This window comes from Pseudomonas idahonensis (assembly GCF_037903935.1).
Taxonomy (GTDB): Bacteria; Pseudomonadota; Gammaproteobacteria; order Pseudomonadales; family Pseudomonadaceae; genus Aquipseudomonas; species Aquipseudomonas danubii.
In genome coordinates this window covers 1578144-1603935 of the sequence record NZ_CP149586.1, presented here as the reverse complement: position 1 = coordinate 1603935, position 25792 = coordinate 1578144, and the positions used below count along the sequence as shown (strand labels likewise).

The window sequence follows — 25792 nt, the reverse complement described above, 5'->3', positions numbered from 1 at the left end:
GCCAGGACAGACTCGCGCAAGCACAGGAAAACCCAGCCAAAAGGGCCGCACACTGAACATAATCGATACCAATGCACTCAGCGTTTAATAACCAGGGCCAAGAGCGGAGTTGAATTAACAGGGCAACTAGAGAAGGTTCTTTTCAAGCGGCACCCGGCCACCGAAGTCATTGACTACTTCAAAGCGCACAGCCGCATTGCGTGGCGCTCTTTCAGCGCTTGCCGGCCAGGCGAAGGACTCCCGACCAAAAGGCGCGACCATCCCGGCCCCCAGGTCGACGGTGCGTCCTTGCACTTGCACCTCGACCTTGCTGAAAGACAGGTAGTAAGGCGTTGGATTGGATACCTGGATGACCGGACCTGCGGCCTGGTCTTTGGCCACTCCCGCGGGCTCAAACTTCCAACTGAGTTTTCCCACCGCCGAGTTGACATCGACCTTCAAGTCCGCAGGGCGAAAGAACAACTTGATCCGATGACGGAAGGTAAAGGCCAATCGGTTTTCATCCTGTTTCTGTTGGGGCGGAACTTCCAGAATGTTCAGCCAGTACAGTGACTCACGATCAGCGGGCAACGGTTCTTTCGAATAACCAATACGCAGCACCGCCGCGGCATTGGGCTCCAGGCGACTGAGTGCCGGTGTAAGTTGAAAGGGCACTTTCATTTCTTCCGGCGCCTTACTGGCATCACCATCATCAATCCAGGCCTGAACCAATATCGGCATACCGCCTGGATTATTCATTCTCAGTGTCACATCACGCGCACTCGCCGGATAAACCACACGAGTGCCATGAATGACTATTTCCGCATTGACTACCGAAGAGAACAAACTCAGGAAGAGGGCGCCGATAACGAACGTTTTAAACACATGCGCTTTCGGCGCCATGAGCAACTCCTTATGTAACTGACAGATGTCAGTTGTACGTCACATCGAAGTTGATATTGGAGTCGGCACGACCTTCTACGATCGTGTCGCTGACCGCCACATAAGAGGCCTTGAACTTCAGCACGGCCTTGTTACCGATAACTTCGGCAACCTGCTGATTGTTGTTTTCCGACAGGTCGACTTTCCCCGGCGTGGCGCCGTTGTTGTGAATCTGGATCTGCACGCCCGAGGCCGAACCGGAACCGCTGTCGATCAGACGCAGGTTGCCGGTGGCGTTATCGATGAAACCATCCTTGTGGAAGCTGACGGCGGCTTTGGAGCCGTCGGTGCAGCCGCCGCCGCTGAGGTTGATGTTGAATTCCTTGAACTCGGAAGCCGTGCCGATGCCACCGGCGAAAACCGAAGGCAGGACGTTGCCGAACTTGACCGTGCCGGTGTTCGCTCCGGATTCGTTGGCATCGACCTGCACCTTGCAACTGACACTGGAGATCAGGCCTTCGAACTTCACATTGCCGGAGTTGACGCCGGTTTCTGCGTAGCTCAATGCCGGAGTCAGTGCCGCAAGCAGCAACCCGGAGGTCGCCATGGATGCAAAAGATTTAAGTTTCATCTGATTCCCTATTATTAAAAACCGTCTAAGAGCACAGCATTCAAAACAACTTCGCCCTCCCGAGACGTACAGCCTTGCTGAACTTCGAGCCAACGAGACATGAGTTGAACACCACAACAACCTCGATCAACCGCTCTCGCCCACAATAAAATGCATATTGACAACAGGCATCTGCATTCCATCCAGAGCGGACATTACGATACCGACTGCCCTCTTCTTTTAGAATAACGACCAATCTTCATGTAACGAGGAGCACTCTCTAAATGAACGAGACTTTTCTCGGAAACTTGTACTACTTAAAAACCACTAAACACACTAAAAACAGCCAATAAATAAGACACTTCTTATATAGAGCCCCATAGACTGCAAACACGCGATATACGACAGAGATTCAGCGCTGTAACCAACTGATCAAGTGACGGTCGGCCGGTTCCGGACCTAAGTGCTGGGCAAGCCCCGAACATCCGCCCAACGAAAAACGCCCGGTGCATTGCACCGGGCGTTTGGCCAGAGTTCTCGACAACGCAGCCTGTGCTGCAAGCGCTCACAACGCGTTTGAGCGCCCCGAAACTGGGTGCGCAACTGCGGCCATGGGGCGCACCGGACGCGGGTCTTCCTGGCCCTGACGCAAGCGCAAGGCCGCCAGCGCCGCCACCAGTAGCACCAGGGCAATGGCCTTGAGGCCGTTCATGGCATCGCCGGTGCTCATCTCGATCGCCCCCATCACCGAGGGGCCGACAAAACCGCCCAACAGTCCGCAGGAGTTCACAAAGCCCAGGCCTCCCGCCAGGGCCGCACCTTTGAGCCGTGACGCCGGGTACAGGAAGATGATCGACTGCACCACAAAGAACATCAGCGCCGCCACGCAGAACCCCAGCAGGCTGAACACCGGCCCGGAAAAGGCCGCAATCAGCAGCCCGGCCGCCATCGTCAGCAAGCCGCAGACCAGCAAGCGCCGGGCCCGCTGCGCGCTGGTGGCCAGCCGTGGCAGGCTGATCGCCCCCAGCGCCGCGACGATCCACGGCAAGGAGGTCAGCAGGCCGACGCTCATCAGGCTCAGGCTGCCGTACTTGCCGATGATGCTGGGGAGGAAAAAGATCACGGTGTAGATGGTGATCTGGTGGCAGAAGTAGACAAAGATCGCCAGCAGGATCTGCGGCGTAAAGCACTGCCGGAACGAATGCCCGCCCTGCCCTGCCCCCTCATCGGCTTCGTCGGCCAGGCGCTGCTCGATACCCCGGGCCTCCTCGGCGCTCAACCAGGGCGCGCGGCTTGGACGGTCCGGCAGGCGCCGCCAGACCACCCAGGCGAAGAACACCGCCGGCAGCCCTTCGAGCAGGAACATCCACTGCCAGCCATGCCAGCCCAGCAAGCCGTCCATCTTCATCAGCGCGGCGCCCAGCGGACCGCCGATGATATTGGCCAGGCACACCCCCAGCAGGAAATAGCCGGTAGCCCGGGCCCGTTGCCGGCGGTCGAACCAGTAGGTCAGGTACAGCATGACCCCGGGAAACAGGCCGGCTTCGGCGATCCCCAGCAGCAGGCGCAGTACATAGAAGGAGGTCTCGCCCTGGACGAAGGCCATGGCGGCGGAGATCAGCCCCCAGGTCACCATGATCCGGGCAATCCAGAAGCGCGCGCCGACCTTGTGCATGATCAGGTTGCTGGGCACCTCGGACAGCGCATAGGTGAGGAAGAACAACCCGGCACCCAGGCCATAGGCGGCGGCGGAAATACCCAGGTCCACATCCAGTTGATGCTTGGCCAGGGCGATGTTGGTGCGGTCGAGAAAGCTCAGGACATAGGCCGCGATCAACAGCGGCATGAGTTTGAGAAACATCAGGCGGGTCAGCTGTTGCGGGTCCCGGGGCGCTGCAGTGGTTGCGGTGTTCATGGGGCATATCCCTTTGTAGTTGTTATGCGGGATCGTCAGCGGGCCTGGAGCCAGGGCCGCTGACACGGACCTTCAAGGGTCAGAACGCGACGTGCTCACGCCCCTTGAGCCCGAGCAGGGCCCGGGCTTCATCCGGGGTCGCCACACGACCGCCCAGGGCTTCGATGACCGTGCGAATGCGCCGCACCTGATCAGCGTTGCTGGCCGCCAGTTTGCCGGGGCCATCCCACAGCGAGTCCTCCAGGCCGACCCGGGCATGGCTGCCCATGGCCAGGCCCATGGTGGCCAGGGGAATCTGGTTGCGCCCGGCGCCGAGGATCGACCAGTGATAGGCATCGCCAAACAGCCGGTCGGCGGTGCGACGCATGTGCGCCAGGTCCTCGGGATGACCACCGATGCCGCCCCGCAGGCCGAACACCGACTGGATGAACAGCGGCGCCTTGAGCAGGCCGCGCTCAAGGAAATGCGCCGCGGTATACAGGTGGCCGATGTCGTAGCACTCGATCTCGAAGCGGGTGCGATTCTCGGCACAGGCGCTGAGGATATGGGCGATATCGCGGAAGGTATTGCGGAAGATCCGGTCGTCGCTCTCCTCCAGGTACGGCCGCTCCCAGTCGTGCTTGAACTCGGTGAAGCGGTTGAGCATTTCGTACAGGCCGAAGTTCATCGAGCCCATGTTCAACGAGGCCAGCTCTGGCTTGAATTCCAGCACCGGCTGCAGGCGCTCCTCGACGCCCATCGTGGGGGCACCACCGGTGGTGAGGTTGATCACCACGTCGCAGGCCGCCTTGATCTGCGGCAGGAAGCGCCGGAACAGCTCGGGGTCCTGGCTCGGCCGCCCGTCCTCCGGGTCTCGGGCATGCAGGTGCACGATGGCCGCACCGGCTTGGGCCGCAGCGATGGCCTCGGCGGCGATTTCTGCGGCGGTGATCGGCAGGTGCGGCGACATGGACGGGGTATGAATCGCCCCAGTGACAGCACAAGTGATGATGACAGGCGTTTTTTCAGACATGACGGTACTCCGACTTTTATTCTTGATGAAAAAAATCCCTGGGTGTCGCTGATGGAATTCACCGCTGACGACCTTCAGCGGTGCGGATCGCGGGCGCGGCTAGAGGTACTCGACGTTACCGTCGACGCTGATCGCCTGGCCGGTGATATTGCGAGCCGCTGGCGAGCAGAGAAACAGCGCCATGGCGGCCACGTCCTCGGCGCTGACCATGCGCTTGAGGGAGATCTTGTTCAGGTACTCCTGGCGCATTTCGGCCACCGGCACCCCGGTCTGTTCGGCCCGGGCCTGAATCACCGCGTCCATGCGCGGCCCCTGGACTATCCCCGGCAACAACGCATTGACCCGGATATCGCTGGCCCCAAGCTCGGCCGCCAGGGACTTCATCAACCCGACAATGGCCCATTTGGTGGCCGCATACGGCGTACGCCAGGCATATCCCAGGCGCCCGGCCACCGAGGCGATGTGCAACAGATGGGCGTTGTCCGAAGCCTTGAGCAACGGCACTGCGTGGTGGGCAAAACGGTACTGCGCGGTCAGGTTGATATCGATGGTGCGCTGCCAGTCGGCGTCGCTGACGGCATCGATGCCGGCCGTGGGCCCGGCAATACCAGCGTTGTTGACCAGCACATCAAGCCCGCCGAAGCGCTCCACCTGAAGCTCGAACAGCGCGTGGATCTGTGCCGGATCAGCGACATCGGTGCGGGTCGCCAGCGCCTCGGGGTAGCGATCCCGGAACGCCGCCAGGGCCGCCTCACTGACATCGCAGACGTGCACCTGGGCGCCGGCTTCGAGATAGGCCCTGGCCAGCACTTCACCGATGCCCGCCGCGCCGCCGGAAATCATCACCCGCAAGCCCGGGTAAGGCTGTAAACGCTGCAAGATGCTCATGCCCGACCTCCTTTGAGCGCCGCCGCACCAGGCTTCTTGGCCAACAGCCGGCCCAGGGAATCCGCCGCTTGCATGATGTCGTCGGTGACGGCCGCTCGCACTCCCGGACCATCGCCGGTGGCCAGGGCTTCGACGATGCGATTGTGGGCTTCCATGGAACGTTGCAGGTGGGCCTGGTCCGGCGCCACCAGGGCAAAACACGGCCCCATGTGCAGCCAGAAATTCTCCACCGCGGCCATGGTCAGCTCGGCTCGAGCCACGGCATAGATACGTCGGTGAAAGGCGAAGTTGGTCCACAGGTAACGGGACACATCCACCTCATCGGCAGCCTTTTGCATCTGCCGGCACAGATCGGTGATCTCCTGCAGATCAGTCTTTTGCAGATGCTGCAGGGCCTTTTCCGCCAGCAGCCCTTCCAGGGCCACCCGTGCATCACGGATCTCCCGCAGACGCTCCAGCGTCATCATTCGCACTCGCAGGCGGGAAGTTTCCGTGACCTCAAAGGCATTTTCCGCACTCAGGCGCTGCAGGGCTTCGCGCACCGGCATGGGGCTGGAACCCAGGGCTTCGGCCAGGCCACGAATGGTCAACTTCTGGCCGGGCTGAAAACGCCCACTCATCAAGGCTTCGCGAATCTGCCGGTACACCTGCTCCTGCAAGGTATCGCGAGAAACCTGACGCAGCGTGGGAAGGGGGATTGGGCCTTGGGATATAGGACCTTCAGACATGGCATCTACCTGTGTTGTGGTTCTTGTGCCCGACAATATGTGATCACAAATCAAATATGTCAAACATCAGGATTTGATCCACAACCCGTCATGAAGGGCAAATTCACCGCTAAAACATATAATAAATTCCGCACTGCGGAACAAAATTCCGTATTGACCACAATATTCATTGATGACAGGATTATTTTCGCCAAGTGATTCAAATAGCGGAATAAAGCTATCCGTGACTGGGATGTTCTGCTGGTCACCCTCAACGCCATGCCGCGCCCACCGACCTCTCGCTGCCCTTCACCCCGGAGACTGCTGCAATGAGTTGCGAAACAGCCCTGCCAATCGTCGAAAGCGCATTACACGGAAACATCCTGGTGCTGACCCTCAACAACCCGCCGGTCAACGCCCTGGGGGTGGAGATCCGCCGCGGACTGCTGGCGGCCATCGACAGCGCCAACGACAACCCGACGGTCGAAGCCATACTGCTGGTCGGTGCAGGACGACACTTCTGTGGCGGCGCCGACATTCGCGAATTCGGCCAGACGCCCCAGGCTCCGGCGCTGCCGGAGGTGGTCAAGCGGATTGAGGACAGCAGCAAACCGGTGCTGGCAGCGATCCAGGGAGTGGCCCTGGGAGGAGGCCTGGAAGTCGCCCTCGCCGCCCATTACCGCCTGGCCACCGGCAGCGCCCGGCTCGGCCTGCCAGAGGTGTTGCTGGGCTTGCTTCCCGGGGCCGGCGGCACCCAGCGTCTGCCACGCCTGATCGGTGCCAAAGCGGCTCTGGAACTGATGCTCAGCGGGCGCCATCTGAGCGCCAAGGAGGCCCTGGATCTGGGTTTGCTGGACCGTCTGGGGGACAGCGATGACGCACTGGCCGAAGGCCTGGCCTACATGCGCCAGTTGCTGGCACAGGGCGCCACTGCCCGACGCACCCGGGATGCTCAGGCCCTGAGCGAGCCAGCCGCCCAGCGCCAAGCGATAGATGCCGCCCGCCAGCAGGCCACGCAGAAATCCCGAGGCCTGCTGTCGCCGCTGCACATTATCCAGGCCGTGGAAGCGGCCCTCGATCAATCCTTCGAAGACGGCCTGCGCGAAGAACGCCGACTGTTTCTGGAGTGCCTCGACAGTCCGCAGCGTGCCGGGCTGGTGCATGCATTTTTTGCTGAACGGGAAGTGCTCAAGGCCCCCGAGACCCGCGCGGCAGCACCCCGGGCCATTGCCCGGGTGGGGGTGGTGGGCGGTGGCACCATGGGCGCCGGCATCGCCGTAACGGTCCTCGACGCGGGGCTGGAAGTGACCATGATCGAACGCGACCAGGACGCCCTGAATCGCGGCCGCGGCAATGTCGAGAAGGTCTACCACACCCTGATCGACAAAGGTCGCCTGACCCAGGCCGACAAAGCCGCGACCCTGGCCCGTTTCCACGCCAGCACCGACTACCAGGATCTGGCCCAGGCCGATCTGGTGATCGAAGCCGTGTTCGAGGACATGGCGGCCAAGCTCGCGGTGTTCGCCGAACTGGATCGCGTGTGCAAGGCCGGCGCCGTACTCGCCAGCAACACCTCCTACCTGGACATCAACGCCATCGCCCAAAGCGTCTCGCGACCTGCCGACGTGATCGGCCTGCACTTCTTCTCCCCGGCCAACATCATGAAGTTGCTGGAGATCGTGGTGCCGGCCAAGGTCGCCACGGAGGTCGTCGCCACGGCCTTCGAGCTGGCGAAACAGTTGCGCAAGGTGCCGGTACGCGCCGGCGTCTGTGATGGATTTATCGGCAATCGCATCCTCGCGGTCTATCGCCAGGCCGCTGACTACATGATGGAAGACGGCGCCTCGCCCTATCAGATCGACCAGGCCCTGCGCGATTTCGGCTTCCCCATGGGCCCCTTCCAGGTGGCGGACCTGGCCGGTGGCGACATCGGCTGGGCGACCCGCCAGCGCAAGGCCGCCACCCGTGATCCCCGGGCCCGCTATGTACAGATCGCCGACCGCCTCTGCGAGCGCGGCTGGTTCGGGCAGAAAACCGGTCGCGGCTACTACCTCTATGCCCAGGGCCCGCGCAGCGCCAGCCAGGACCCGGAAGTCCTGGCGATCATCGACGCCGAGCGGGCCCGGGTCGGCATCACGCCCCGGGCCTTCAGCAACGCGGAAATCCTGCGGCGCTACATGGCGGCCATGATCAACGAGGGCGCCAACGTGGTGCATGAAGGCATCGCCCTGCGGCCCCTGGACGTGGACATCACCCTTATCCACGGCTACGGCTTTCCGCGCTATCGCGGGGGCCCGCTCAAGTACGCCGACCAGTACGGCCTGCCCCAGGTCCTGGCGGATATCCGCGAGTTTGCCGAAGAAGATCCGCTGTTCTGGACAGCCTCACCCTTGCTGGTGCAGCTGGTAGAGCGCGGCGAGAACTTTGACAGCCTCAATCACAGCCACTGACCAAGGAGCACGTCCCATGCGCGAAGCCGTCATTGTCTCCACTGCCCGCACGCCCCTGACCAAGGCCCATCGCGGCGAATTCAACATCACCCCCGGCCCCACCCTCGCCGCCTTCGCGGTACGCGCCGCGGTCGAGCGGGCCGCCATCGATCCGGGGCTGATCGAAGATGCCATCCTCGGCTGCGGCTACGGCGAAGGCACCACCGGGCGCAACGTCGCGCGCCTGGCAGTGGTCCGCGCCGGCTTGCCCATCAGCATCGCCGGCACCACGGTCAACCGCTTTTGTGCCTCCGGGCTGCAGGCCATTGCCATGGCGGCGGGACGCATCGTGGTGGACGGTGCCCCAGCGATCATCGCCGGCGGCGTGGAGAGCATTTCCCAGATCCGTGGCCGCGGCGCCAGCGACGACCCGGACCTCGACCCCTGGCTCCTGCAGCACAAGCCGGAACTGTTCCTGCCGATGATCGAAACCGCCGACATCGTCGCCGCGCGCTATGGCATCAGTCGCGAGGCCCAGGACCGCTTCTCGGTGGAGAGCCAGCGCAAGACCGAAGCGGCACAACTGGCCGGCCGCTACCGCGAGGAAATCATCCCTTGCACCACCACCATGGCGCTGACCGATAAACAGAGCGGCGTGGTCAGCCAACTGCAGGTCACGGTGGAGGCCGACACCTGCAACCGTCGCGGCACCACTTACGAGGCCCTGGCCAAACTGCAGCCGGTGCAAGGCCCTGAGCGTTTCATCAGCGCTGGCAACGCCTCGCAACTGTCCGACGGCGCCTCGGCCTGCGTATTGATGGAGGCCCGGGAAGCGTCCCGCGCCAACCTGACCCCGTTGGGGGTGTTTCGCGGCATGGCGGTGGCTGGCTGCGAGCCCGACGAAATGGGCATCGGCCCTGTGTTCGCGGTGCCCAAGCTGTTGGCCCGACATGGCCTCAAGGTCGAGGACATCGGCCTCTGGGAAATCAACGAAGCCTTCGCCTCCCAGGTGCTCTACTGTCAGCAGCGGCTGGGCATTGCCGACGAATGCCTGAACGTCAACGGCGGAGCCATCGCCCTGGGTCACCCGTTCGGCATGACCGGCGCGCGCCTGGCCGGCCATGTGCTGCTCGAGGGGCGCCGTCGGGGCGTGAAGTACGCCGTGGTCAGCATGTGCATCGCCGGCGGCATGGGCGCCGCCGCGCTGTTCGAAATCTATTGAGGACGTCGCCATGGACCTGAGTTTCACTCCAGAGGAAGAAGCCTTCCGCGACCAGGTGCGACGCTTTCTTGCCGAACACCTGCCCACTGGCCTGAGTGACAAGGTGGCCGCAGGCGAGCGTCTGTCCAAGGCCGACATGGAGCAATGGCATGCGCTGCTCAATGCCCGGGGCTGGCTGGCCAACCACTGGCCCCAAGCCTTTGGCGGACCGGGCTGGAGCCCCGTGGAAAAGTTCATCTTCGAGCTGGAGTGCGGGCTGGCCAATGCGCCGCGCATCGTGCCCTTTGGCGTCAATATGCTGGGGCCAGTGCTGATCAAGTACGGCACCCCACAGCAGCAGGACTATTGGTTGCCACGGATTCTCGACGGCCGCCACTGGTGGTGCCAAGGCTATTCGGAACCCGGTGCCGGCTCGGACCTGGCCGCGGTGAAAACCAGCGCCGTGCGCGACGGCGATCACTATGTGGTCAACGGCCAGAAGACCTGGACCACCCTGGGTCAGCACGCCAACATGATTTTCTGCCTGGTACGCACCGACCGTGAAGCCAAGCCCCAGGAAGGCATCAGCTTCCTGCTGATCGACATGGCCAGCCCCGGGGTCGAGGTACGCCCGATCATCACCCTGGAGGGCGATCACGAAATCAACGAAGTCTTCTTCACCGACGTGCGGGTGCCGGTGGCCAATCGGGTGGGCGAGGAACACAAGGGCTGGACCTGCGCCAAGTATCTCTTGACCTACGAGCGCACCAATATCGCCGGAGTGGGTTTGTCCATGGCTGCGCTGCAACGGGTCAAGCAGTTGGCCGCGCAGCGCACCCGCAACGGCGAGCCGCTGCTGCAGGACCCGCAGTTCGCCGCCCGCCTGGCCCGGGTCGAGATCGACCTGGCCAATATGCAGACCACCAACCTGCGGGTGATCGCCGCCGTGGCCGGGGGTGGGGCTCCGGGTGCGGAAAGTTCGATGCTGAAGATCTGCGGCACGCAAATCCGTCAGGAACTGACCGCGCTGCTGCGCCGGGCCATGGGCCCCGAAGCCCGGCTCATGCTGGATGACGCCAGCGCCCAAGCGCTGGACGCCGGTCCCGGGTTCGCGGCCAACGCCGCGGCGCAGTACTTCAACAATCGCAAGCTGTCGATCTTCGGCGGTTCCAATGAAATCCAGAAAAACATCATCTCGAAAATGATTCTCGGGCTCTGAGGGCGCGCACATGAACTTCGAACACAGCGCAGAACGGCGCATGCTCGCCGACAGCTTGAATCGCTTCATCACCCAGCAATACAACCTGGAAAAGCGCCAACAGAGCCTGCAGTCCGAGCTGGGTTTCAACCCCGATATCTGGCGCCAGCTGGCGGACCTGGGAGTCATCGGTGCCCTGTTCAGTGAGGCCGACGGCGGCTTTGGTGGCGGTGGCTTCGACCTGGCCCTGGTCTTCGAGGCAATAGGCCGCGGACTGCTGGTGGAACCTCTGCTAGGCAGTGCGGTACTGGCCGGCGGGGCCATCGCCAGCGCCGCCACCGAAGAACAGAAAATGCACCTGGGGCCCATCATCGACGGCAGCCTGATCGCCGCCCTGGCCCATGAAGAACCCGGCAACCACTATGCAACCTACCGGGTCGCCTGCCGCGCCGAGGCGGACCCTGCCGGCTGGCGTCTGGACGGTATCAAGAGCATGGTCCTCAACGGCCGCCAGGCCGGGTTGCTGGTGGTCGCGGCACGCACGGCCGGAGCCCTGGACGATAGCCAGGGCATCTCGCTGTTCCTGGTGCCGGCGGACACCCCGGGCCTGGAGATCCTGGCCTGCCCGACCCTCGATAGCGGCCCCGTTGCGCAAGTGCGCCTGCACCATGCAAAAGTGCCGGCACAGGCCTTGCTGGGGCCCTTGCATCAGGGCCACGCGATCCTCGAACGGGCCATCGGCCGCGGCCTGTTGGCGCTCTGCGCGGAAGCCCTTGGCGCCATGGAAGTGGCCAAGCTGGCGACCCTGGACTACCTGCGCACCCGGCAACAATTTGGCCGTCCTATCGGTAGCTTCCAGGCGCTGCAACATCGCATGGCGGTGTTGTTGCTGGAGATCGAGCAGGCGCGTTCGGCGGTGATCAACGCCGCTGCCGCCCTGGACGCCGACCGCCTGACCCGCGAACGCAGCCTGTCGGCGGCCAAGGTCAGCATCGGCCGCATCGGCGCCCTGGTGGCGGAGGAATGCATCCAGTTGCATGGCGGTATCGGCATGACCTGGGAACTGCCACTGGCCCATTACGCCAAGCGGCTGGTGATGATCGACCACCAGTTGGGGGACGAGGATCATCACCTGCAGCGCTACATCGCCCTCGGCCAAGCGCCGACCCCAGAGTCTCTCGGGCAGGCAACCACAGGCCCAGGCCAAACACGCTGCCCCCCGAGCGATGGCGACGAGCCCTGACTCTATCGTTGAACACCAACGACATGGCGAGCACGCCACCGGGGACCGAAGTCCGCGCCGTGGCCTGCACCCGGGGCGGTGGCACGAAGTTCTTTATCGCCAGTGACGACATGCTGGATGCCGAGGATTGACTGCTGGTCAGCGTGGCCGCCTGCGTCACGACAGCCGCTGAGGCGGTACGGCGCAGACGGCAGATCGACCGGACCGCGATCGCCTGACGAGATAGGTGCCTGCCTGGCGTAACAGCGTTCCGAGAGGGAATCGTCGATTTCAATTCAAGCGGTTCCGGGATAACATTTTTCCCTTGTTTCCAAGAACCCGCTGTGTGGTCAACTGGCATTGCGCCCGGCACCAGCCCCTACCGGAAGACCCCATGCACGACCCGAACGACGCCCCGGAACCAGCGCCCAAAGACCGCAAGTTCGTCGAAGCCCTGGCCCGTGGCCTGGAAGTCCTGCGGGCCTTTACCCACGGTCACGCGGTACGCGGTAACCAGGACATCGCCCGCATCACCGGCCTGCCCAAACCCACGGTGTCGCGCCTGACCTACACCCTGACGCAGTTGGGCTACCTCAAGTACAACCAGGACCTGGAGAAGTACCAGCTGGATTCGGCGGTACTGGCCCTGGGTTACGCCTACTCCGCCAGCCTGCGAGTTCGCCAGTTGGGCAAACCCTTCATGGACGAGTTCTCCCGGCGCACCAACACCACAGTCAGCCTGACCTGCCGCGATCGCCTGTCGATGATTCACGTGGACAGCAGCCGCCCGCCGGAGGTCGCCAGTCTGCGCATGGAACCCGGACTGCGCCTGCCCCTGGCCACCAGCGCCGCGGGGCGGGCCTACCTGGCGGTCACGCCGAAAATCGAGCGTGACCATCTGCTGCGAGAAGTGGCGAAAAAAGTCGGAGATGAATGGCCGGCCCTGGAAAAGTCCCTGGAGGACTCCTTCCGTGAATACGAAGCCTTTGGCTTCTGCCTGTCACTGGGAGAATGGGACCGCAACGTCAATGGCGCGGGCGTTCCGCTGCGCCTGGCCGACGGCAGCATCATGGCCCTGACCTGCGGCGCCCCGAGCTTTCAGCTGTCCAGCGAAAAACTCGAAAGCTCCCTGGCCCACCAGTTGGTGATGCTGGCCCGGGATCTGGAAAGCCTCGGCGTCTGAAGCACACGCCAGGGCAGATTTTCGGCTTCTGCAACGAGCCGGGGTACATCGGGTACATCATGAATGACCATGAAGCCCACGAGACCGGCCCCGTTATCAGCGGGGCCGTCCCATCCGTTACTCGTCACCCCACTTATCGTGGCCAGCAATCACCTGGCGATTGCCGAAGGCTGCAGATTGACGAATGTCACCCAAGCCCAGGCCCGCCAGGCCATCCAGCCGAGCACCCCGGTTGCCGGTGAGTTCGCCACTGGCGAATGTTGGGTTATCGAAGGCGACTGGCACTGCGGTGCCAACCAATGCCGCCATACGTTCGCGAGCCTGATGCTGTGGAGTTAGGTTCCTGCCGAATGGGTGGCGCGCCAGCTAGGCCATGCCGACTTGAGCGCCCCTGCATGCCGCATCTTTTGCCCTAAAAATGCCCTGACAACTGCCACAGAAACGAAAAAGCCCCCGTAATCTTCAATGATTACGGGGGCTTAGTCTTGTTCAATAATGGCGGAGAGATAGGGATTCGAACCCTAGGTACCGGTGAAGGTACAACGGATTTCGAATCCGTCCCATTCGGCCACTCTGGCATCTCTCCAACGGCGCGCATCATAACAGCACCTTTGCCGGATGCGAAGCCCCCGAGCAAATTTTTTCCGTGCTATCAGATGCTTGCGTCGATTACAGCGGCACGCCCAGGCGCTGGGCGACTTCTTCGTAGGCTTCGATGACATCACCGAGGCCCTGGCGGAAGCGGTCCTTGTCCATCTTCTTCTTGGTGTCCTTGTCCCACAGACGGCAGCCGTCCGGGCTGAACTCGTCGCCCAGGACGATGGAGCCGTCGCTGAACACGCCGAACTCCAGCTTGAAATCCACCAGCAGCAGGCCAGCGTCATCAAACAGCTTGCTCAGGACTTCGTTGACCTTGAGCGACAGCTCTTTCATGCGCGCCAGTTGCTCGGTGGTACCCCAGCCGAACGCCACAACGTGAGATTCGTTGATGAACGGGTCGCCCTTGGCGTCGTCCTTCAGGAACAGCTCGAACGTGTAAGGGTTAAGCTTCATGCCCTCTTCCACACCCAGGCGCTTGACCAGGCTGCCGGCCGCGTAGTTACGCACCACGCACTCCACCGGGATCATGTCGAGCTTCTTCACCAGGCACTCGTTGTCGCCCAGCAGCTTGTCGAACTGGGTCGGCACGCCGGCGGCTTCGAGTTTCTGCATGATGAAGGCGTTGAACTTGTTGTTCACCATACCCTTGCGGTCCAACTGCTCGATGCGCTTGCCGTCGAACGCCGAGGTGTCGTTGCGAAACAGCAGGATCAAGCGGTCAGCGTCGTCGGTCTTGTAAACCGATTTGGCTTTGCCGCGGTAGAGTTCTTCACGTTTTTCCATGATGGGCTCCGCTTGCTAAGTAGGTGGGCTAGGCGATGTGGCGCCAGTCGAGCCCTGAATCTTGATCGGCCAGTTGCAGCCAGTCCGGGTCGCACCCGAGGGTGTCGACAAAACATTGCCGGGCCAGCTGCGGCAGGTTGTTCTTGCTGCTCAGATGAGCAAGGACCAGATGCTGCAGGTCCTGCCATCCCAATTCGGCCACCAGGCTTGCGGCCTGATGGTTGTTCAAATGCCCTTGGTCACCGCCGACCCGCTGCTTGAGAAAGTACGGGTAATAACCGCGCGCCAACAGGTCCCGGCAATGGTTGGCCTCGATCATCAAGGCATCCAGGCCACGGTAGCCTTCCAGTACGCCGGTACAGTAGGAACCCAGGTCGGTCAGCAGGCCAAAACGCCGCTGACCGTCGCTGAAGACGAACTGTGTAGGTTCCTGGGCGTCGTGGGCGACGGCAATCACGTCAATGCACAAGGCACCAATCTGCAGTTGCTCGCCACCGCGGACAAAACCTGCAGCCTCCACCGGCTTGCGCATCCCGCGCAAAGTGCCCTGGCTGAGGTAGACCGGTAAATTGTAGCGCCGAGACAGCAAACCCACGCCATGCACGTGGTCGGCATGTTCGTGGGTCACCAGGATGGCGCTCAACTGCGAGGGATGAACTCCCAGGCGTAGCAGGCGCCGCTCGGTTTCCCGCAAGGAGAAACCACAATCCACCAGGATGTAAGTGTCAGCACTGGCGATCAGCGTGCCATTCCCTTGGCTACCACTGCCGAGAACGGCGAAACGCATCTGATCAGCCCAGGTTGTCCTGAATCGCGCCCAACACCTTGCGCGCCACATCGGCCGGCGCCACGGTGTTGATGTTCTTCTCGACGGTCACCTGGACGTTGTCACCCACCTTGCTCAGGCGCACCTGGTAGCGCTCGGCGCGGGCTTCGATCTCTTCCTTGGCCGGCTTGCTGCCGAACAACTTGCCGAAGAAGCCCGGCTCGTCGTTCTTCTTCTCGGCTTTTTCCGCCAGGTTGATGTAGTACAGGCCCAGGCTGCGGTTGATGTCCTCAACCCGCCATTCGCCCTGCTCCAGGGCGCGGCCCACGCTGGACCAGGCGCGATCGAGGTCGGCGCCCAGGTTCAGCACCGGGTTGCCGCTGCCGTCTTCGCTGAGGCTGACCCGGCTCGGGGTATCGAAATCGCGAGCAGCCAGCAGAGACACCGAACCGCCCTTCTCGGAGGTACGGCTCATGCTGGCCAGCATGTCATCCACCAGCGCGGCGTCCAGGCCGGTGTTGACCGAACGGTTGGTGAACTCCACATCGGCGGTGCTGCCGGCGGGACGCTCGGCACTGACCACGTAGACTTCACTGGTATTGCGCTGCACACCCGGTTCGATGCGCACCCGCACGCGAGTTTCGCTGTCGGCGGCGACGCCGGCGCTGCTCAGGCGCTTGGCCACGGCAGCGGAAAGCTCGTCGGAACGCTGCCAGCGGGTGCTGAACTCGCCGGTTTGCGGGCGTTGCTGATCCAGGCGGAAACCGTTGTCCTGGAAGAACTGCACTGCCACTGGCCAGACTTCGGCCGGCGGATGCTGGGCCATGACCCAACGGGAGTCGCCGCTTTTCTGCAGGGTGTAGTCGCTGGCATCGGCAATCGCCGACAGCGGCTGCGGACGAGGTACCTGGTACTCGCCCTTGACGTTGTCGTCGGCCACGTTGCGCGGGATTGGCAGCAACGGATCCAGACGCTTGGCGGTCTGGACATCCGGCGGCAGTTGCATCGGTGCTGTTTGTTGCGCTTGCAGGTAATCGCTACCCCGGTCACGGAAGTAGCCTTCCGGGCCCCAGATCCAACCGCAGCCACTGGTGCTGGAGATAATCAAGGCAAGTGCGGAAAGTCCGGCCATTCGCTTCATGCGTTGTACTTCCTCAATTAAACCAAGACGCCGGACTGGCGCATGGCCTGCCGCAGCGGTTCGTGACAGGCGGCACTGAGCCAGGTGAGCGGCAGACGGATACCGTCCGGCATCAAGCCCATTTCGTGCAGGGCCCATTTCACGGGAATAGGGTTGGATTCGATGAACAGTGTCTTGTTCAGCGGCATCAGGGTTTCGTGGATCTCGCGGGCCTTGGCGGCGTCGCCGGCCATGGCCGCGGCGCACATCTGGCTCATGGCCCGAGGTGCGACGTTGGCGGTCACCGAGATATTGCCCTTGCCGCCCAGCAGGATCAGTTCAACGGCAGTGGCGTCATCGCCGGAGTACACCAGGAAATCGTCGGGCACGCCGGCCAGGATGGCCTTGGCACGCTGCAGGTCGCCGGTGGCTTCCTTGATGCCGATGATGTTTTTCACGGAGGACAGACGGATCACGGTCTCGGCCTGCATGTCGCATGCGGTACGGCCTGGAACGTTGTAGAGGATCTGCGGGATGTCCACGGCCTCGGCAATGGCGCGGAAATGCTGGTACAGGCCTTCCTGGGTCGGCTTGTTGTAATACGGGGTCACCAGCAGGCAGGCATCGGCGCCGGCGATCTTCGCATTGGTGGTCAGTTCGATCGCTTCACGCGTCGAGTTGGCGCCGGTACCGGCAATCACCGGGATACGCCCTGCAACCTGGGCCACCACCCGACGAATCACTTCGATGTGCTCGTTTACATCCAGTGTGGCCGATTCACCTGTGGTGCCGACCGCCACGATGGCGTTGGTGCCCTCTTGCAGGTGGAAGTCCACCAGTTTGCTCAGGCTGTCCCAGTCGAGATTTCCCTGTGCATCCATGGGTGTGACCAGTGCCACCATACTGCCCGCAATCATGCAACCGCTCCTGCCGGAAAAAGAGAGCGGTAATGGTACTGGCGCCAAGTTCCTTGCACAAGCGAAGTCCCTTGCCGTGAGCATTCCCCTGAGCGATGGTTTTCGCTACCCTTCAGGCTTTGATCGCTACTGATAAGCATGTAAACCGGGTTATCGCCTGCCTGTTGGATCTGCAAAGCCCCATTCCCGCGTTGCCAGACTGTGTTCCGAGCGTTTCGGGGCCCGTCGCCGGCTTGTGGTTCAAGGCCCTGAAGTTCAGCTTGCAACGCTTGCCTGCTACTGGCTTGTCAAAAAGTACCGACCGCTCATCGCTTTAGGAATGCTGCATGTCCACCCCCACAGTTCGCGAACAATTCCTTGTCATCAGTGCCCTCGGCGCCAACCCCATGGAGCTGACCAACGTCCTGTGCCGCGCCAGCCATGAAAACCGTTGTGCCGTGGTGACTTCGCGTCTGACCCGACACGGCGAGTGCAGCGCCCTGGTGCTGGAGATTTCCGGCAGTTGGGACGCCCTGGCGCGCCTGGAAAGCAGCCTGCCGTCCCTGGCCAAGAAGCACGCCTTCACGGTCAACGTGGTGCGCAGCGCCGCTCTGGAAAGCCGTCCCCAGGCCTTGCCTTATGTCGCCTACGTCAGCGCGGCCTACCGCTCTGACATCGTCAATGAGCTGTGCCAGTTCTTCATCGACCATCATGTCGAACTGGAAAACCTCACCTGCGATACCTACCAGGCTCCGCAAACCGGCGGCACCATGCTCAATGCCACCTTTACCGTGACCCTGCCCGCCGGCACCCAGATCAGCTGGTTGCGCGACCAGTTCCTGGATTTTGCCGACGCCATGAACCTCGATGCGCTGATCGAACCCTGGCGCCCACAGAACCCCATGTAAGGAAGCTCCCATGGCTGTTGCTATCGACCAACCCGTCGCTGATTTCCAGGCCCCTGCCACCAGCGGCCAGACCGTCAGCCTGTCCGGCCTCAAGGGCAAGCAAGTGGTGATCTACTTCTACCCCAAGGACAGCACCCCAGGCTGCACCACCGAGGGCCAGGGCTTTCGTGATCAATACGCCGCCTTCCAGGCCGCCAACACCGAGGTCTTCGGCATCTCCCGCGACAGCCTGAAGTCCCACGAGAACTTCAAGTGCAAGCAGGAGTTCCCCTTCGAGCTGATCAGCGACAAGGACGAAGCCGTCTGCCAGCTGTTCGACGTGATCAAGTTGAAGAAGCTCTATGGCAAGGAATACCTGGGCGTGGACCGCAGCACTTTCCTGATCGACAAGGACGGTGTCCTGCGCCAGGAATGGCGCGGGGTCAAGGTTCCGGGCCATGTCGACGCCGTACTGGCAGCAGCCCAGGCTCTGAACAAGGCCTGAAACCAACGGGGCGGCTGAATCAGCCGCCCCGCGTTATCTAGAGTAAAGGCGCCACCACCGGGTCCTTCCTCGGCCAGGCATCCAGCACAGCCTTGAACAGCGTGGCCAGGGGAATCGCAAAGAAAATCCCCCAGAAGCCCCACAGCCCGCCAAACAGCAGCACCGCACAGATGATTGCTACCGGGTGCAGGTTCACCGCACCGGAGAACAACAGTGGCACCAGCACGTTGCCATCCAGGGCCTGGATGATCCCGTAGACCGCCATCAGGTAGATGAACTGGTCGCTCCAGCCCCACTGGAACAGGGCGATCAGCGCCACCGGCACGGTGACCACAACGGCGCCGACATAGGGCACCACCACCGAAATCCCTACCAGCAGGGCCAGCAGGGCCGCGTAGTTAAGCCCCAGGGCGACGAAGGCGATGTAGGTCACACCACCGCAAATAACGATCTCGATGACCTTGCCGCGGATGTAGTTGGCGATCTGCCGGTTCATTTCGTGGGCAACCCGGGTGATCAGGGTCCGCTCCTGAGGCAGGTAGCCGATAACCCAACGGCTGATCATCGCCCGATCCTTGAGGAAGAAGAACACCAGGATCGGCACCAGCACCAGGTAGATCATGATGTTCACCAGCAAGGGTAGGCTGGACAGGGAGAACGTCAGCGCCCATTGACCGAACTTGCCGATCTCGCCCCGAGCCACTTCGATGGCCTGCAGCACCTGCTCGTCCGACACCAGGTGCGGATAGCGCTCGGGCAACAGCAGCAACAGTGACTGCCACTTGGCGAGCATGCCCGGCAACTCGTTGAACAGGGTGACGAACTGGTGCCAGAGCAAAGGCACCACCACCAGGATGAACACCAGCAGCAGGCCCATGAACAACGCGAACACCAACCCCACCGCCGCCCCACCGGGCAGGCGCAGGCGCTCCAGGCTCACCACCAGCCCCTGCATCAGGTAAGCCAGGACCATGCCCGCCAGTACTGGCGCCAGCATCCCACCCAAGGTCAGCACAGCGGTAAAGGCCAGGAACAGCAGTACAGCGAGCACCACCGCTTCTTCATCCGAGAAGTAGCGCTGTATCCAGTCACGTAGCACTTTGAACATCAATGATCCTTAGATGAAAACGGTGAACGGCCGTCAGGCCTTTTTCAGCCAGTAACGATAGACCCCGGCCTCGTCCTCTTCGCGCAACAGGGTATGACCGGCCAGGCGAGCGAAGGTGCGGAAGTCACGCTGGGACCCGGCATCGGTGGCAATGACCTTGAGCACCGCGCCACTGGCCAGGCGATTGAGTTCCATCTTGGCCTTGAGCAGTGGCAGTGGGCAGTTCAGTCCACTGGCATCGAGCTCGGCGTCATGGGCGACAACATCGGTCATTGGCTTACTCCGATCATCAATTCAAGGCGCCTAGAATACCCTGCAAGGCAAAGCCGTCGGCAATAAAGAAGCCTGAAACCAGAGCGCTGCAGCGCCGTGATAGAAGCTCGATGAGGTAGACGTCGGAATTTCCCCGAAAGCACTTTTTTATCCGCAGAGTTTTCACTGGCTTTATCTGGTCCCCGGACCAGCGGGCAGCTACAGTAGAGCCTTTGTCGAATAAGGCTTTGTGCATGAATTTATTGCGCCCTACCCTGCTGACGCTCGCTTGCCTGCTCGCCTCACCGGGCTTCGCCGACGACCTGCCGTCACTTGGTGATGCCAGTTCATCCATTGTCTCTCCACAACAGGAACACCAGCTGGGCCGTGCCTGGCTGGCGTTGCTACGCAGCCAGGTCTCGCAACTCAACGACCCGCAGCTCAAGGACTATGTCGAAACCAGCGTCTACAAACTGGTGGAGACCAGCCAGGTCAACGACCGCCGCCTTGAGTTCATCCTGATCAACAGCCCGCAGCTCAACGCCTTCGCCGCCCCCGGCGGGATTGTCGGGGTCAACGGTGGCCTGTTTCTCAATGCCCAGACCGAGGGAGAGTACGCCTCGGTGATGGCTCACGAACTGGCGCACCTTTCCCAACGCCACTTTGCCCGCGGGGTTGAAGCCCAGCGGCGCATGCAGGTGCCAATGATGGCCGCCTTGCTGGCCGGGATCGTGATCGCTGCCGCCGGCGCCGGGGATGCGGGGATCGCCACCATCGCCGGCACCCAGGCCGCGGCCATCCAGGAACAGCGGCGCTTTTCCCGGCAAAACGAACAGGAAGCCGACCGCATCGGCATTCTCAATCTGGAGAAAGCCGGCTACGACCCACGCTCGATGCCCACCATGTTCGAACGTTTGATGCGCCAATACCGCTTCGATGCCAAGCCTCCGGAATTCCTCCTGACGCACCCGGTCACCGAATCGCGAATCGCCGACACCCGCAACCGCGCAGAACAGGCCAAACTCGGAGGCACCGAAGACAGCCTGCGCTATCAACTGATCCGTGCGCGGGTGCAGTTGAACTACGAAGAATCTCCTGGTCTGGCCGCCAAGCGCTTTCGCGCCCAGCTCGATGAAAACCCGAAGAACGACATTGCCCGTTACGGTCTGGCCACCGCCCAGATCAAGGGCAGCCAGTGGAACGAGGCTCGGGAAAACCTCAAGCCGCTGCTGGCCAAATCCCCCAACGATGTCACCTACAACCTGGCCCAGATCGAATTGGACATGGCCAACAACCGCCTGCCGGATGCGCAAGCTCGTGTGGAGCGGATGCTCAACCTGTACCCGGGCAACTACCCGCTGAATCAGATCCGGGTGGACCTGCTGCTCAAGCAGAACCGCCCCGCGGATGCGGAAAAGGCCCTGGAAGGCTTGCTGAAAAGCCGTCCGGACGATCCGGATGTCTGGTATCTGGTGGCGGAAACCCGCGGCCTGTCGGGCAATATCATTGGCCTGCACCAGGCCCGAGCCGAGTACTTCGCCCTGGTCGGCGACTACCGCCAAGCCATTCAGCAACTGGACTTCGCCAAACGGCGGGCCGGCAGCAACTTCCCACTGTCGTCGAGAATCGACGCTCGTCAGCGGGAGATGATGGACCAGGAGCAGATGGTCAAAGACATGATGCGCTGATGTTTCCAGGCGCCATAAAAAAGCCCGCCTCTTACGAGGCGGGCTTTTTACTGCGCGAGCACGGCGTCAGACGTATTACTCGGCCAGTTTGAAGGTAATGAAACTGGCTCGCCCCTGACGCAGTACGCGCATGGACACCGAACGGTTCTTCGGCAGCGCCTTGGCGATTTCGGTGAACTCCTTGGCGGTGGTAATCGCCTGGTTGTTCAGGTGGGTGATCACGTCGCCCGGCTGCAGGCCGATCAACGCCGCTGGGCCATCCTGAACTTCCTTGATGACTACGCCACCCTTGAGGTCAAAAGCCTTTCTCTGCTCATCATTGAGCTCTACAACGGCTACGCCGAGACGGTTACTGCTGCGCTCGACGCCGGACTTGGGCAGCATGCTCAGATCCTTGTCTTCTTCAGGAATGGCGCCCACGGTGAGCTCAACATTCTTGCGCTTGCCTTCACGGATCACTTCCAGGTTGGCCTTGGCTCCGGCCTTCAACGCCCCGACCAGATGCGGCAGGTCCGCGGACATGACAATAGGTTGACCATTAAGGCTGAGAATCACGTCCCCCACTTGCAGGCCGCCCTTGGCCGCTGGGCCTCCGTCCTGAACCTGCGCGACCAGTGCACCGGCAGGTTTTTCCAGACCAAAGGATTCTGCCAGGTCTTTATTGACCTCCTGAATCACTACGCCCAGCCAGCCACGACTGACCTTGCCACCGGTTTTCAGCTGATTGGAAACGTCCATGGCCACGTCGATAGGGATCGCGAAGGACACCCCCATGAAGCCACCGGAACGGGTGTAGATCTGCGAGTTGATGCCCACCACTTCCCCCGCCAGGTTGAACAGCGGGCCACCGGAGTTACCCGGGTTGATCGGCACGTCGGTCTGAATGAAGGGAACGTAGTTTTCGTTTGGCAGACTGCGACCAATGGCACTGACGATGCCCTGGGTCACGGTGTGGTCGAAACCAAATGGCGAACCGATGGCCACGACCCATTGCCCGGCTTTCAGGTCCTGGGATTTACCCAGCTTCAGCACAGGCAGGTCCTTGCCATCGATCTTCAACAGTGCCACGTCGGAACGCGGATCGGTGCCTATCAGCTTGGCTTTCAATTCACTGCGGTCGGCCAGACGCACGAGAATCTCGTCCGCATCGGCGATCACGTGATTGTTGGTGAGGATGTAGCCATCCGGGGAAATGATGAAACCCGAGCCCAGGGACTGGGCTTCACGCTGGCGGTCCCCTCTCGGAGAGCGCTGCTGAGGCATGCCACGCTCGAAGAACTCCCGCAACATTGGCGGCAGGCCTTCCAGTTCGGGCATCTGTGCCGAGTTGGAAAACCGCCGATCAGGCAGCTTCTGCGTTGTACTGATATTCACCACAGCAGGCGAGGCCTGCTCGACCAGTTGGGTGAAATCAGGCAACTCGGCTGCCTGGGCAGACACGGCCTGCCCCAGCACCAGCACGGTGGCAAGAATGGTGAAGTAAGACTTCAAGCGTGGTATCGACATACGGCTCCCGTTACGACGAGCGTGGTTAAGCGATATGGAGCAAGTCGCACCGAAAATACAGGGGCGGTACTTTTGCTCCAGGAACGACAAATAAGGTCAGAACCGAGGGGTTCTGACCTATAAAAAAACTCTGGGGATTTTGCAAATGAAATTGCTCACCAAACATTTCATCTTCTCAATTGTGGAGTAGGCATTACCGACCTCTTACACAACCAACAAAGGCTCATTGCTTGGCGGTGGCATCGGAACGCATAGACAGCGCAATACGTTCAGCAGTGCCAATGGGGATTTCCCCGACCACGGTGACCATCATTTCGCCTTCAGGCGTGGTCAAGCGACGTGATACGGCAACAGTCGGACCGAGCTGGGTGCGGGTATCGGTAACCGTCGCACCATTGAGTGGCTCGAGGAACACCGAGAACCGCGCCAAACCGTCGTCATACAGCAAGCTGTTGACCAGGGTCTTGGTTTGCGGATCCTTGCGGGCGGAGCTACTGGTCAGCTCGAAACCTGGAGGTAGCCAGTCGGAATGCCAGGTTTGCGCAGTCTTGATGGCCGAAGCCTTGTCGCTGTCCAGGCTCACGGGTTTGCAGTCAGCACCCGCTTGCAACTCGGCATCTTCAGGGACATCTGCAGTATCCAGACGAGTGAACTGGAAGCGCTCCAATAGTTGTCCCTTGTCGTTCAACAACAGGGATTTGAGCGGCAGGCCGGTTTCCCGATCCAGATGCAACTCAAAGCCATAACGATGTTGATCTCTGGGCGTAACCGAAACGATCACTGCCTGACGCCCAGCCACACGTGACTTGCCGATAACGGCAAGGTCATACCAATTCTTGAGCTTTTGCGGGTCCAGCGCACGGGCCGCAGAGTCCGGAGCATCGCCCAACCCTGCCATCAACGTACCGCTTACGCACTGGGTGCGACCATCGATACGCACCACCTCTTGAGCAGATCCATCGAGCTGAACCAAACGCTCACGGACCTCTCCACCCTGGACGCGATGCCAGATGTTATGGGTAGAAAAACTACCGTTACGCTCGTAAACGAAAGTGCCCTGAAAGCTTTGCTGCTGTTCCGCTTGCCCAAGACGCTGCAACCAGCCCTGGGCTTCATCGGCGTGGGCTGGAACCACAAACCAGCCACTAAGCAGAAGCGAGAGTAGAGGTATGGCGCGCATGATCCTCCTTAGCGGTTTTCCAGGCTTGCCGCACGGGCATAAGGCAGTGCGCTTTCAGTGCCTTTGAGTGCAGCTTGCTGAGCATGCTGACGCAGGTAGCTTGGCAGACGCTGATCGTGCCAGCCTGGCTGCCCTTGCAATACACCATTAGCCATGGGGCCAGTGGCTTCCGAGCTTTCATTGTAGCCGGCCAGTACAGCAGGGCCCTTGATTTGTGGAGTCGCCAGGGTCGGTTGAGCGGCTTGCTGAGCCAGTTCAACGCCTGCGATCTCATCTTGGTTGTACAGGCGCACACCGGCCAGTACCGCCACAGTCACCGATGCAGCTACCGCCAGACGGCCCAGACTGCGCCAAGGTCCACGGGACGCTTTGGCTGGTACGGCCTCATCAGCCAGAGCTGCCGAAACAGCAGCGGCGATGTCCAGACGTGGAAGCAGCAACTCCTTGTGCATAGCTGCCCGGGCGATTTGATAACGAGCCCAAGTCTCACGGGTTTCTACTTCGTCGACGGCATTCAACACCCGACGCAATTCCAGTTCGTCCGCTTCGTTATCCATCACCGCGGACAGCGATTCCTGCAGGGCTTCACGACTCATGGCGGTTCCTCTCTTGGCTGTCGCCGCTGTCTCAGGTTTCCTGCAACAACGGCTGCAGGGCTTTATCGATGGCTTCCCGAGCGCGGAAAATCCGGGAGCGCACGGTACCCACCGGACACTGCATGACGCTGGCAATGTCCTCGTAACTCAGACCATCGAATTCACGTAAAGTTAAGGCTGTACGCAAATCTTCAGGCAATTGCTGAATGGTTCGATGGACGGTGCCCTCGATCTCATCCCGCAGCAATGCACGTTCCGGCGATTCGAGATCCTTCAGGCCATGATCGCCGTCATAGAACTCCGCATCCTCAGAACTCACATCGCTATCCGGCGGCCGGCGGCCGCGTGAAACCAGATAGTTTTTCGCCGTGTTGATGGCGATACGGTACAGCCACGTATAGAACGCGCTGTCCCCCCGAAAATTACCTAGTGCACGGTAAGCCTTGATAAAGGCTTCTTGTGCGACATCCTGGGCTTCATGGGTGTCGTGCACGAAACGCACGATCAACCCGAGAATTTTGTGCTGGTATTTCAGCACGAGCAGATCGAACGCTCGCTTGTCGCCACGCTGAACGCGCTCGACCAGCTGCTGATCCTCTTCCTGGGTTAGCATGAACACTCCTCGATAAGCTCGGAGGAGGCTTGCATCACTAATCGATCAGGCTTGCAAACATAGACT

The 25792-nt window shown here is 61.5% G+C and carries 26 protein-coding genes and 1 tRNA gene; 9 read left to right on the top strand and 18 right to left on the bottom strand.

Annotated features, from left to right (window positions below; translation table 11 throughout):
- Positions 1–126: 126 nt before the first annotated feature.
- The 6 genes from WIN67_RS07335 to WIN67_RS07310 all read right to left on the bottom strand — a co-directional run bounded on the left by WIN67_RS07335 (position 127) and on the right by WIN67_RS07310 (position 5999).
- Positions 127–882, bottom strand: a complete 756-nt coding sequence (locus WIN67_RS07335; protein ID WP_102878731.1) for a fimbrial biogenesis chaperone — start codon at positions 880–882, stop codon at positions 127–129.
- Positions 883–910: 28 nt separating this feature from the next.
- Entirely contained in the window at positions 911–1492 is a 582-nt protein-coding gene (locus WIN67_RS07330) for a fimbrial protein (protein ID WP_180988367.1), read from the bottom strand.
- Between the two features lie 544 nt (positions 1493–2036).
- Positions 2037–3386, bottom strand: a complete 1350-nt coding sequence (locus WIN67_RS07325) for an MFS transporter (protein WP_249735487.1) — start codon at positions 3384–3386, stop codon at positions 2037–2039.
- A gap of 79 nt (positions 3387–3465) precedes the next feature.
- The gene (locus WIN67_RS07320) at positions 3466–4398 is read right to left on the bottom strand and encodes a 3-keto-5-aminohexanoate cleavage protein (RefSeq protein WP_170001335.1); all 933 of its coding nucleotides are present in this window, start codon (positions 4396–4398) and stop codon (positions 3466–3468) included.
- Positions 4399–4497: 99 nt separating this feature from the next.
- On the bottom strand, positions 4498–5286 hold the full coding sequence (locus WIN67_RS07315) for an SDR family oxidoreductase (protein WP_213664885.1): 789 nt from the start codon (positions 5284–5286) through the stop codon (positions 4498–4500).
- On the bottom strand, positions 5283–5999 hold the full coding sequence (locus tag WIN67_RS07310; protein ID WP_339071693.1) for a GntR family transcriptional regulator: 717 nt from the start codon (positions 5997–5999) through the stop codon (positions 5283–5285). The genes WIN67_RS07315 and WIN67_RS07310 overlap by 4 nt, the downstream gene beginning before the upstream one ends.
- A gap of 323 nt (positions 6000–6322) precedes the next feature.
- On the opposite strand from WIN67_RS07310, the gene WIN67_RS07305 reads away from it, so the two are divergent.
- The 6 genes from WIN67_RS07305 to WIN67_RS07280 all read left to right on the top strand — a co-directional run bounded on the left by WIN67_RS07305 (position 6323) and on the right by WIN67_RS07280 (position 13226).
- Positions 6323–8443, top strand: a complete 2121-nt coding sequence (locus WIN67_RS07305; protein ID WP_339070840.1) for a 3-hydroxyacyl-CoA dehydrogenase NAD-binding domain-containing protein — start codon at positions 6323–6325, stop codon at positions 8441–8443.
- 16 nt (positions 8444–8459) lie between these two features.
- Entirely contained in the window at positions 8460–9644 is a 1185-nt protein-coding gene (locus WIN67_RS07300; protein ID WP_339070839.1) for an acetyl-CoA C-acyltransferase, read from the top strand.
- 10 nt (positions 9645–9654) lie between these two features.
- A complete protein-coding gene (locus WIN67_RS07295) occupies positions 9655–10842 on the top strand; it encodes an acyl-CoA dehydrogenase family protein (protein WP_339070838.1) in 1188 nt (395 codons plus the stop codon).
- A gap of 10 nt (positions 10843–10852) precedes the next feature.
- On the top strand, positions 10853–12064 hold the full coding sequence (locus WIN67_RS07290) for an acyl-CoA dehydrogenase family protein (RefSeq protein ID WP_339070837.1): 1212 nt from the start codon (positions 10853–10855) through the stop codon (positions 12062–12064).
- A gap of 8 nt (positions 12065–12072) precedes the next feature.
- A complete protein-coding gene (locus WIN67_RS07285) occupies positions 12073–12195 on the top strand; it encodes a hypothetical protein (protein ID WP_306407431.1) in 123 nt (40 codons plus the stop codon).
- A 242-nt stretch (positions 12196–12437) separates the two neighbouring features.
- The gene (locus WIN67_RS07280; RefSeq protein ID WP_273922370.1) at positions 12438–13226 is read left to right on the top strand and encodes an IclR family transcriptional regulator; all 789 of its coding nucleotides are present in this window, start codon (positions 12438–12440) and stop codon (positions 13224–13226) included.
- Positions 13227–13343: 117 nt separating this feature from the next.
- Here WIN67_RS07280 and WIN67_RS07275 read toward each other — a convergent pair whose 3' ends face one another.
- The 6 genes from WIN67_RS07275 to dapA all read right to left on the bottom strand — a co-directional run bounded on the left by WIN67_RS07275 (position 13344) and on the right by dapA (position 17412).
- On the bottom strand, positions 13344–13535 hold the full coding sequence (locus tag WIN67_RS07275) for a hypothetical protein (protein WP_339070836.1): 192 nt from the start codon (positions 13533–13535) through the stop codon (positions 13344–13346).
- A 187-nt stretch (positions 13536–13722) separates the two neighbouring features.
- A tRNA-Ser gene (locus WIN67_RS07270) sits at positions 13723–13812 on the bottom strand.
- An 83-nt stretch (positions 13813–13895) separates the two neighbouring features.
- Positions 13896–14609: a phosphoribosylaminoimidazolesuccinocarboxamide synthase gene (purC, locus tag WIN67_RS07265; protein ID WP_306398347.1), complete on the bottom strand. Its 714-nt coding sequence runs from the start codon at positions 14607–14609 to the stop codon at positions 13896–13898.
- A gap of 28 nt (positions 14610–14637) precedes the next feature.
- Positions 14638–15396, bottom strand: a complete 759-nt coding sequence (locus WIN67_RS07260) for an MBL fold metallo-hydrolase (protein WP_102878722.1) — start codon at positions 15394–15396, stop codon at positions 14638–14640.
- A gap of 4 nt (positions 15397–15400) precedes the next feature.
- Entirely contained in the window at positions 15401–16516 is a 1116-nt protein-coding gene (gene bamC / locus WIN67_RS07255) for an outer membrane protein assembly factor BamC (protein WP_102861607.1), read from the bottom strand.
- Positions 16517–16533: 17 nt separating this feature from the next.
- Positions 16534–17412 carry a 4-hydroxy-tetrahydrodipicolinate synthase gene (dapA, locus tag WIN67_RS07250; RefSeq protein ID WP_102878721.1) on the bottom strand — a complete coding sequence of 293 codons (879 nt, stop codon included), beginning with the start codon at positions 17410–17412 and terminating at the stop codon, positions 16534–16536.
- Positions 17413–17738: 326 nt separating this feature from the next.
- On the opposite strand from dapA, the gene WIN67_RS07245 reads away from it, so the two are divergent.
- Together WIN67_RS07245 and WIN67_RS07240 are read left to right on the top strand one after the other, a co-directional pair.
- Entirely contained in the window at positions 17739–18299 is a 561-nt protein-coding gene (locus WIN67_RS07245; RefSeq protein ID WP_102861605.1) for a glycine cleavage system protein R, read from the top strand.
- Between the two features lie 10 nt (positions 18300–18309).
- Positions 18310–18783: a peroxiredoxin gene (locus WIN67_RS07240; protein WP_102861604.1), complete on the top strand. Its 474-nt coding sequence runs from the start codon at positions 18310–18312 to the stop codon at positions 18781–18783.
- 37 nt (positions 18784–18820) lie between these two features.
- Here the strand turns inward: WIN67_RS07240 and WIN67_RS07235 are convergent, their stop codons facing one another.
- Together WIN67_RS07235 and WIN67_RS07230 are read right to left on the bottom strand one after the other, a co-directional pair.
- On the bottom strand, positions 18821–19891 hold the full coding sequence (locus tag WIN67_RS07235) for an AI-2E family transporter (RefSeq protein WP_102861603.1): 1071 nt from the start codon (positions 19889–19891) through the stop codon (positions 18821–18823).
- Positions 19892–19924: 33 nt separating this feature from the next.
- Complete coding sequence (locus tag WIN67_RS07230) at positions 19925–20164, bottom strand: sulfurtransferase TusA family protein (RefSeq protein ID WP_011059792.1); 240 nt, start codon at positions 20162–20164, stop codon at positions 19925–19927.
- Positions 20165–20397: 233 nt separating this feature from the next.
- Between WIN67_RS07230 and WIN67_RS07225 the strand changes: the two genes are divergently transcribed.
- The gene (locus tag WIN67_RS07225) at positions 20398–21831 is read left to right on the top strand and encodes a M48 family metalloprotease (RefSeq protein ID WP_306398346.1); all 1434 of its coding nucleotides are present in this window, start codon (positions 20398–20400) and stop codon (positions 21829–21831) included.
- Positions 21832–21906: 75 nt separating this feature from the next.
- On the opposite strand, the gene WIN67_RS07220 is transcribed toward WIN67_RS07225, so the two are convergent.
- The 4 genes from WIN67_RS07220 to rpoE form a co-directional block, all read right to left on the bottom strand.
- Positions 21907–23337, bottom strand: a complete 1431-nt coding sequence (locus WIN67_RS07220; protein WP_102861601.1) for a DegQ family serine endoprotease — start codon at positions 23335–23337, stop codon at positions 21907–21909.
- A gap of 223 nt (positions 23338–23560) precedes the next feature.
- Positions 23561–24517 (bottom strand): MucB/RseB C-terminal domain-containing protein, encoded by a 957-nt coding sequence (locus WIN67_RS07215; protein WP_213664879.1) that lies wholly within the window; start codon positions 24515–24517, stop codon positions 23561–23563.
- Between the two features lie 8 nt (positions 24518–24525).
- Positions 24526–25113, bottom strand: coding sequence for a sigma-E factor negative regulatory protein (locus WIN67_RS07210; protein WP_102861599.1), 588 nt, complete (start codon positions 25111–25113; stop codon positions 24526–24528).
- Between the two features lie 31 nt (positions 25114–25144).
- Positions 25145–25726 carry an RNA polymerase sigma factor RpoE gene (rpoE, locus tag WIN67_RS07205; RefSeq protein WP_007930230.1) on the bottom strand — a complete coding sequence of 194 codons (582 nt, stop codon included), beginning with the start codon at positions 25724–25726 and terminating at the stop codon, positions 25145–25147.
- Positions 25727–25792: the final 66 nt, after the last annotated feature.

Excerpts from the sequence above, each read along its gene's own strand:
- WIN67_RS07275 (WP_339070836.1), bottom strand. The coding sequence starts at position 13,535 with ATGGCGGCATTGGTTGGCACCGCAGTGCCAGTCGCCTTCGATAACCCA.
- WIN67_RS07315 (WP_213664885.1), bottom strand. The coding sequence starts at position 5,286 with ATGAGCATCTTGCAGCGTTTACAGCCTTACCCGGGCTTGCGGGTGATG.
- WIN67_RS07290 (WP_339070837.1), top strand. The coding sequence starts at position 10,853 with ATGAACTTCGAACACAGCGCAGAACGGCGCATGCTCGCCGACAGCTTG.
- WIN67_RS07260 (WP_102878722.1), bottom strand. The coding sequence starts at position 15,396 with ATGCGTTTCGCCGTTCTCGGCAGTGGTAGCCAAGGGAATGGCACGCTG.
- dapA (WP_102878721.1), bottom strand. The coding sequence starts at position 17,412 with ATGATTGCGGGCAGTATGGTGGCACTGGTCACACCCATGGATGCACAG.
- WIN67_RS07335 (WP_102878731.1), bottom strand. The coding sequence starts at position 882 with ATGGCGCCGAAAGCGCATGTGTTTAAAACGTTCGTTATCGGCGCCCTC.
- purC (WP_306398347.1), bottom strand. The coding sequence starts at position 14,609 with ATGGAAAAACGTGAAGAACTCTACCGCGGCAAAGCCAAATCGGTTTAC.
- WIN67_RS07240 (WP_102861604.1), top strand. The coding sequence starts at position 18,310 with ATGGCTGTTGCTATCGACCAACCCGTCGCTGATTTCCAGGCCCCTGCC.
- WIN67_RS07220 (WP_102861601.1), bottom strand. The coding sequence starts at position 23,337 with ATGTCGATACCACGCTTGAAGTCTTACTTCACCATTCTTGCCACCGTG.
- WIN67_RS07215 (WP_213664879.1), bottom strand. The coding sequence starts at position 24,517 with ATGCGCGCCATACCTCTACTCTCGCTTCTGCTTAGTGGCTGGTTTGTG.
- WIN67_RS07305 (WP_339070840.1), top strand. The coding sequence starts at position 6,323 with ATGAGTTGCGAAACAGCCCTGCCAATCGTCGAAAGCGCATTACACGGA.
- bamC (WP_102861607.1), bottom strand. The coding sequence starts at position 16,516 with ATGAAGCGAATGGCCGGACTTTCCGCACTTGCCTTGATTATCTCCAGC.
- WIN67_RS07245 (WP_102861605.1), top strand. The coding sequence starts at position 17,739 with ATGTCCACCCCCACAGTTCGCGAACAATTCCTTGTCATCAGTGCCCTC.
- WIN67_RS07320 (WP_170001335.1), bottom strand. The coding sequence starts at position 4,398 with ATGTCTGAAAAAACGCCTGTCATCATCACTTGTGCTGTCACTGGGGCG.
- WIN67_RS07295 (WP_339070838.1), top strand. The coding sequence starts at position 9,655 with ATGGACCTGAGTTTCACTCCAGAGGAAGAAGCCTTCCGCGACCAGGTG.
- WIN67_RS07210 (WP_102861599.1), bottom strand. The coding sequence starts at position 25,113 with ATGAGTCGTGAAGCCCTGCAGGAATCGCTGTCCGCGGTGATGGATAAC.
- WIN67_RS07280 (WP_273922370.1), top strand. The coding sequence starts at position 12,438 with ATGCACGACCCGAACGACGCCCCGGAACCAGCGCCCAAAGACCGCAAG.
- WIN67_RS07330 (WP_180988367.1), bottom strand. The coding sequence starts at position 1,492 with ATGAAACTTAAATCTTTTGCATCCATGGCGACCTCCGGGTTGCTGCTT.
- WIN67_RS07300 (WP_339070839.1), top strand. The coding sequence starts at position 8,460 with ATGCGCGAAGCCGTCATTGTCTCCACTGCCCGCACGCCCCTGACCAAG.
- WIN67_RS07325 (WP_249735487.1), bottom strand. The coding sequence starts at position 3,386 with ATGAACACCGCAACCACTGCAGCGCCCCGGGACCCGCAACAGCTGACC.
- WIN67_RS07225 (WP_306398346.1), top strand. The coding sequence starts at position 20,398 with ATGAATTTATTGCGCCCTACCCTGCTGACGCTCGCTTGCCTGCTCGCC.
- WIN67_RS07230 (WP_011059792.1), bottom strand. The coding sequence starts at position 20,164 with ATGACCGATGTTGTCGCCCATGACGCCGAGCTCGATGCCAGTGGACTG.
- rpoE (WP_007930230.1), bottom strand. The coding sequence starts at position 25,726 with ATGCTAACCCAGGAAGAGGATCAGCAGCTGGTCGAGCGCGTTCAGCGT.
- WIN67_RS07235 (WP_102861603.1), bottom strand. The coding sequence starts at position 19,891 with ATGTTCAAAGTGCTACGTGACTGGATACAGCGCTACTTCTCGGATGAA.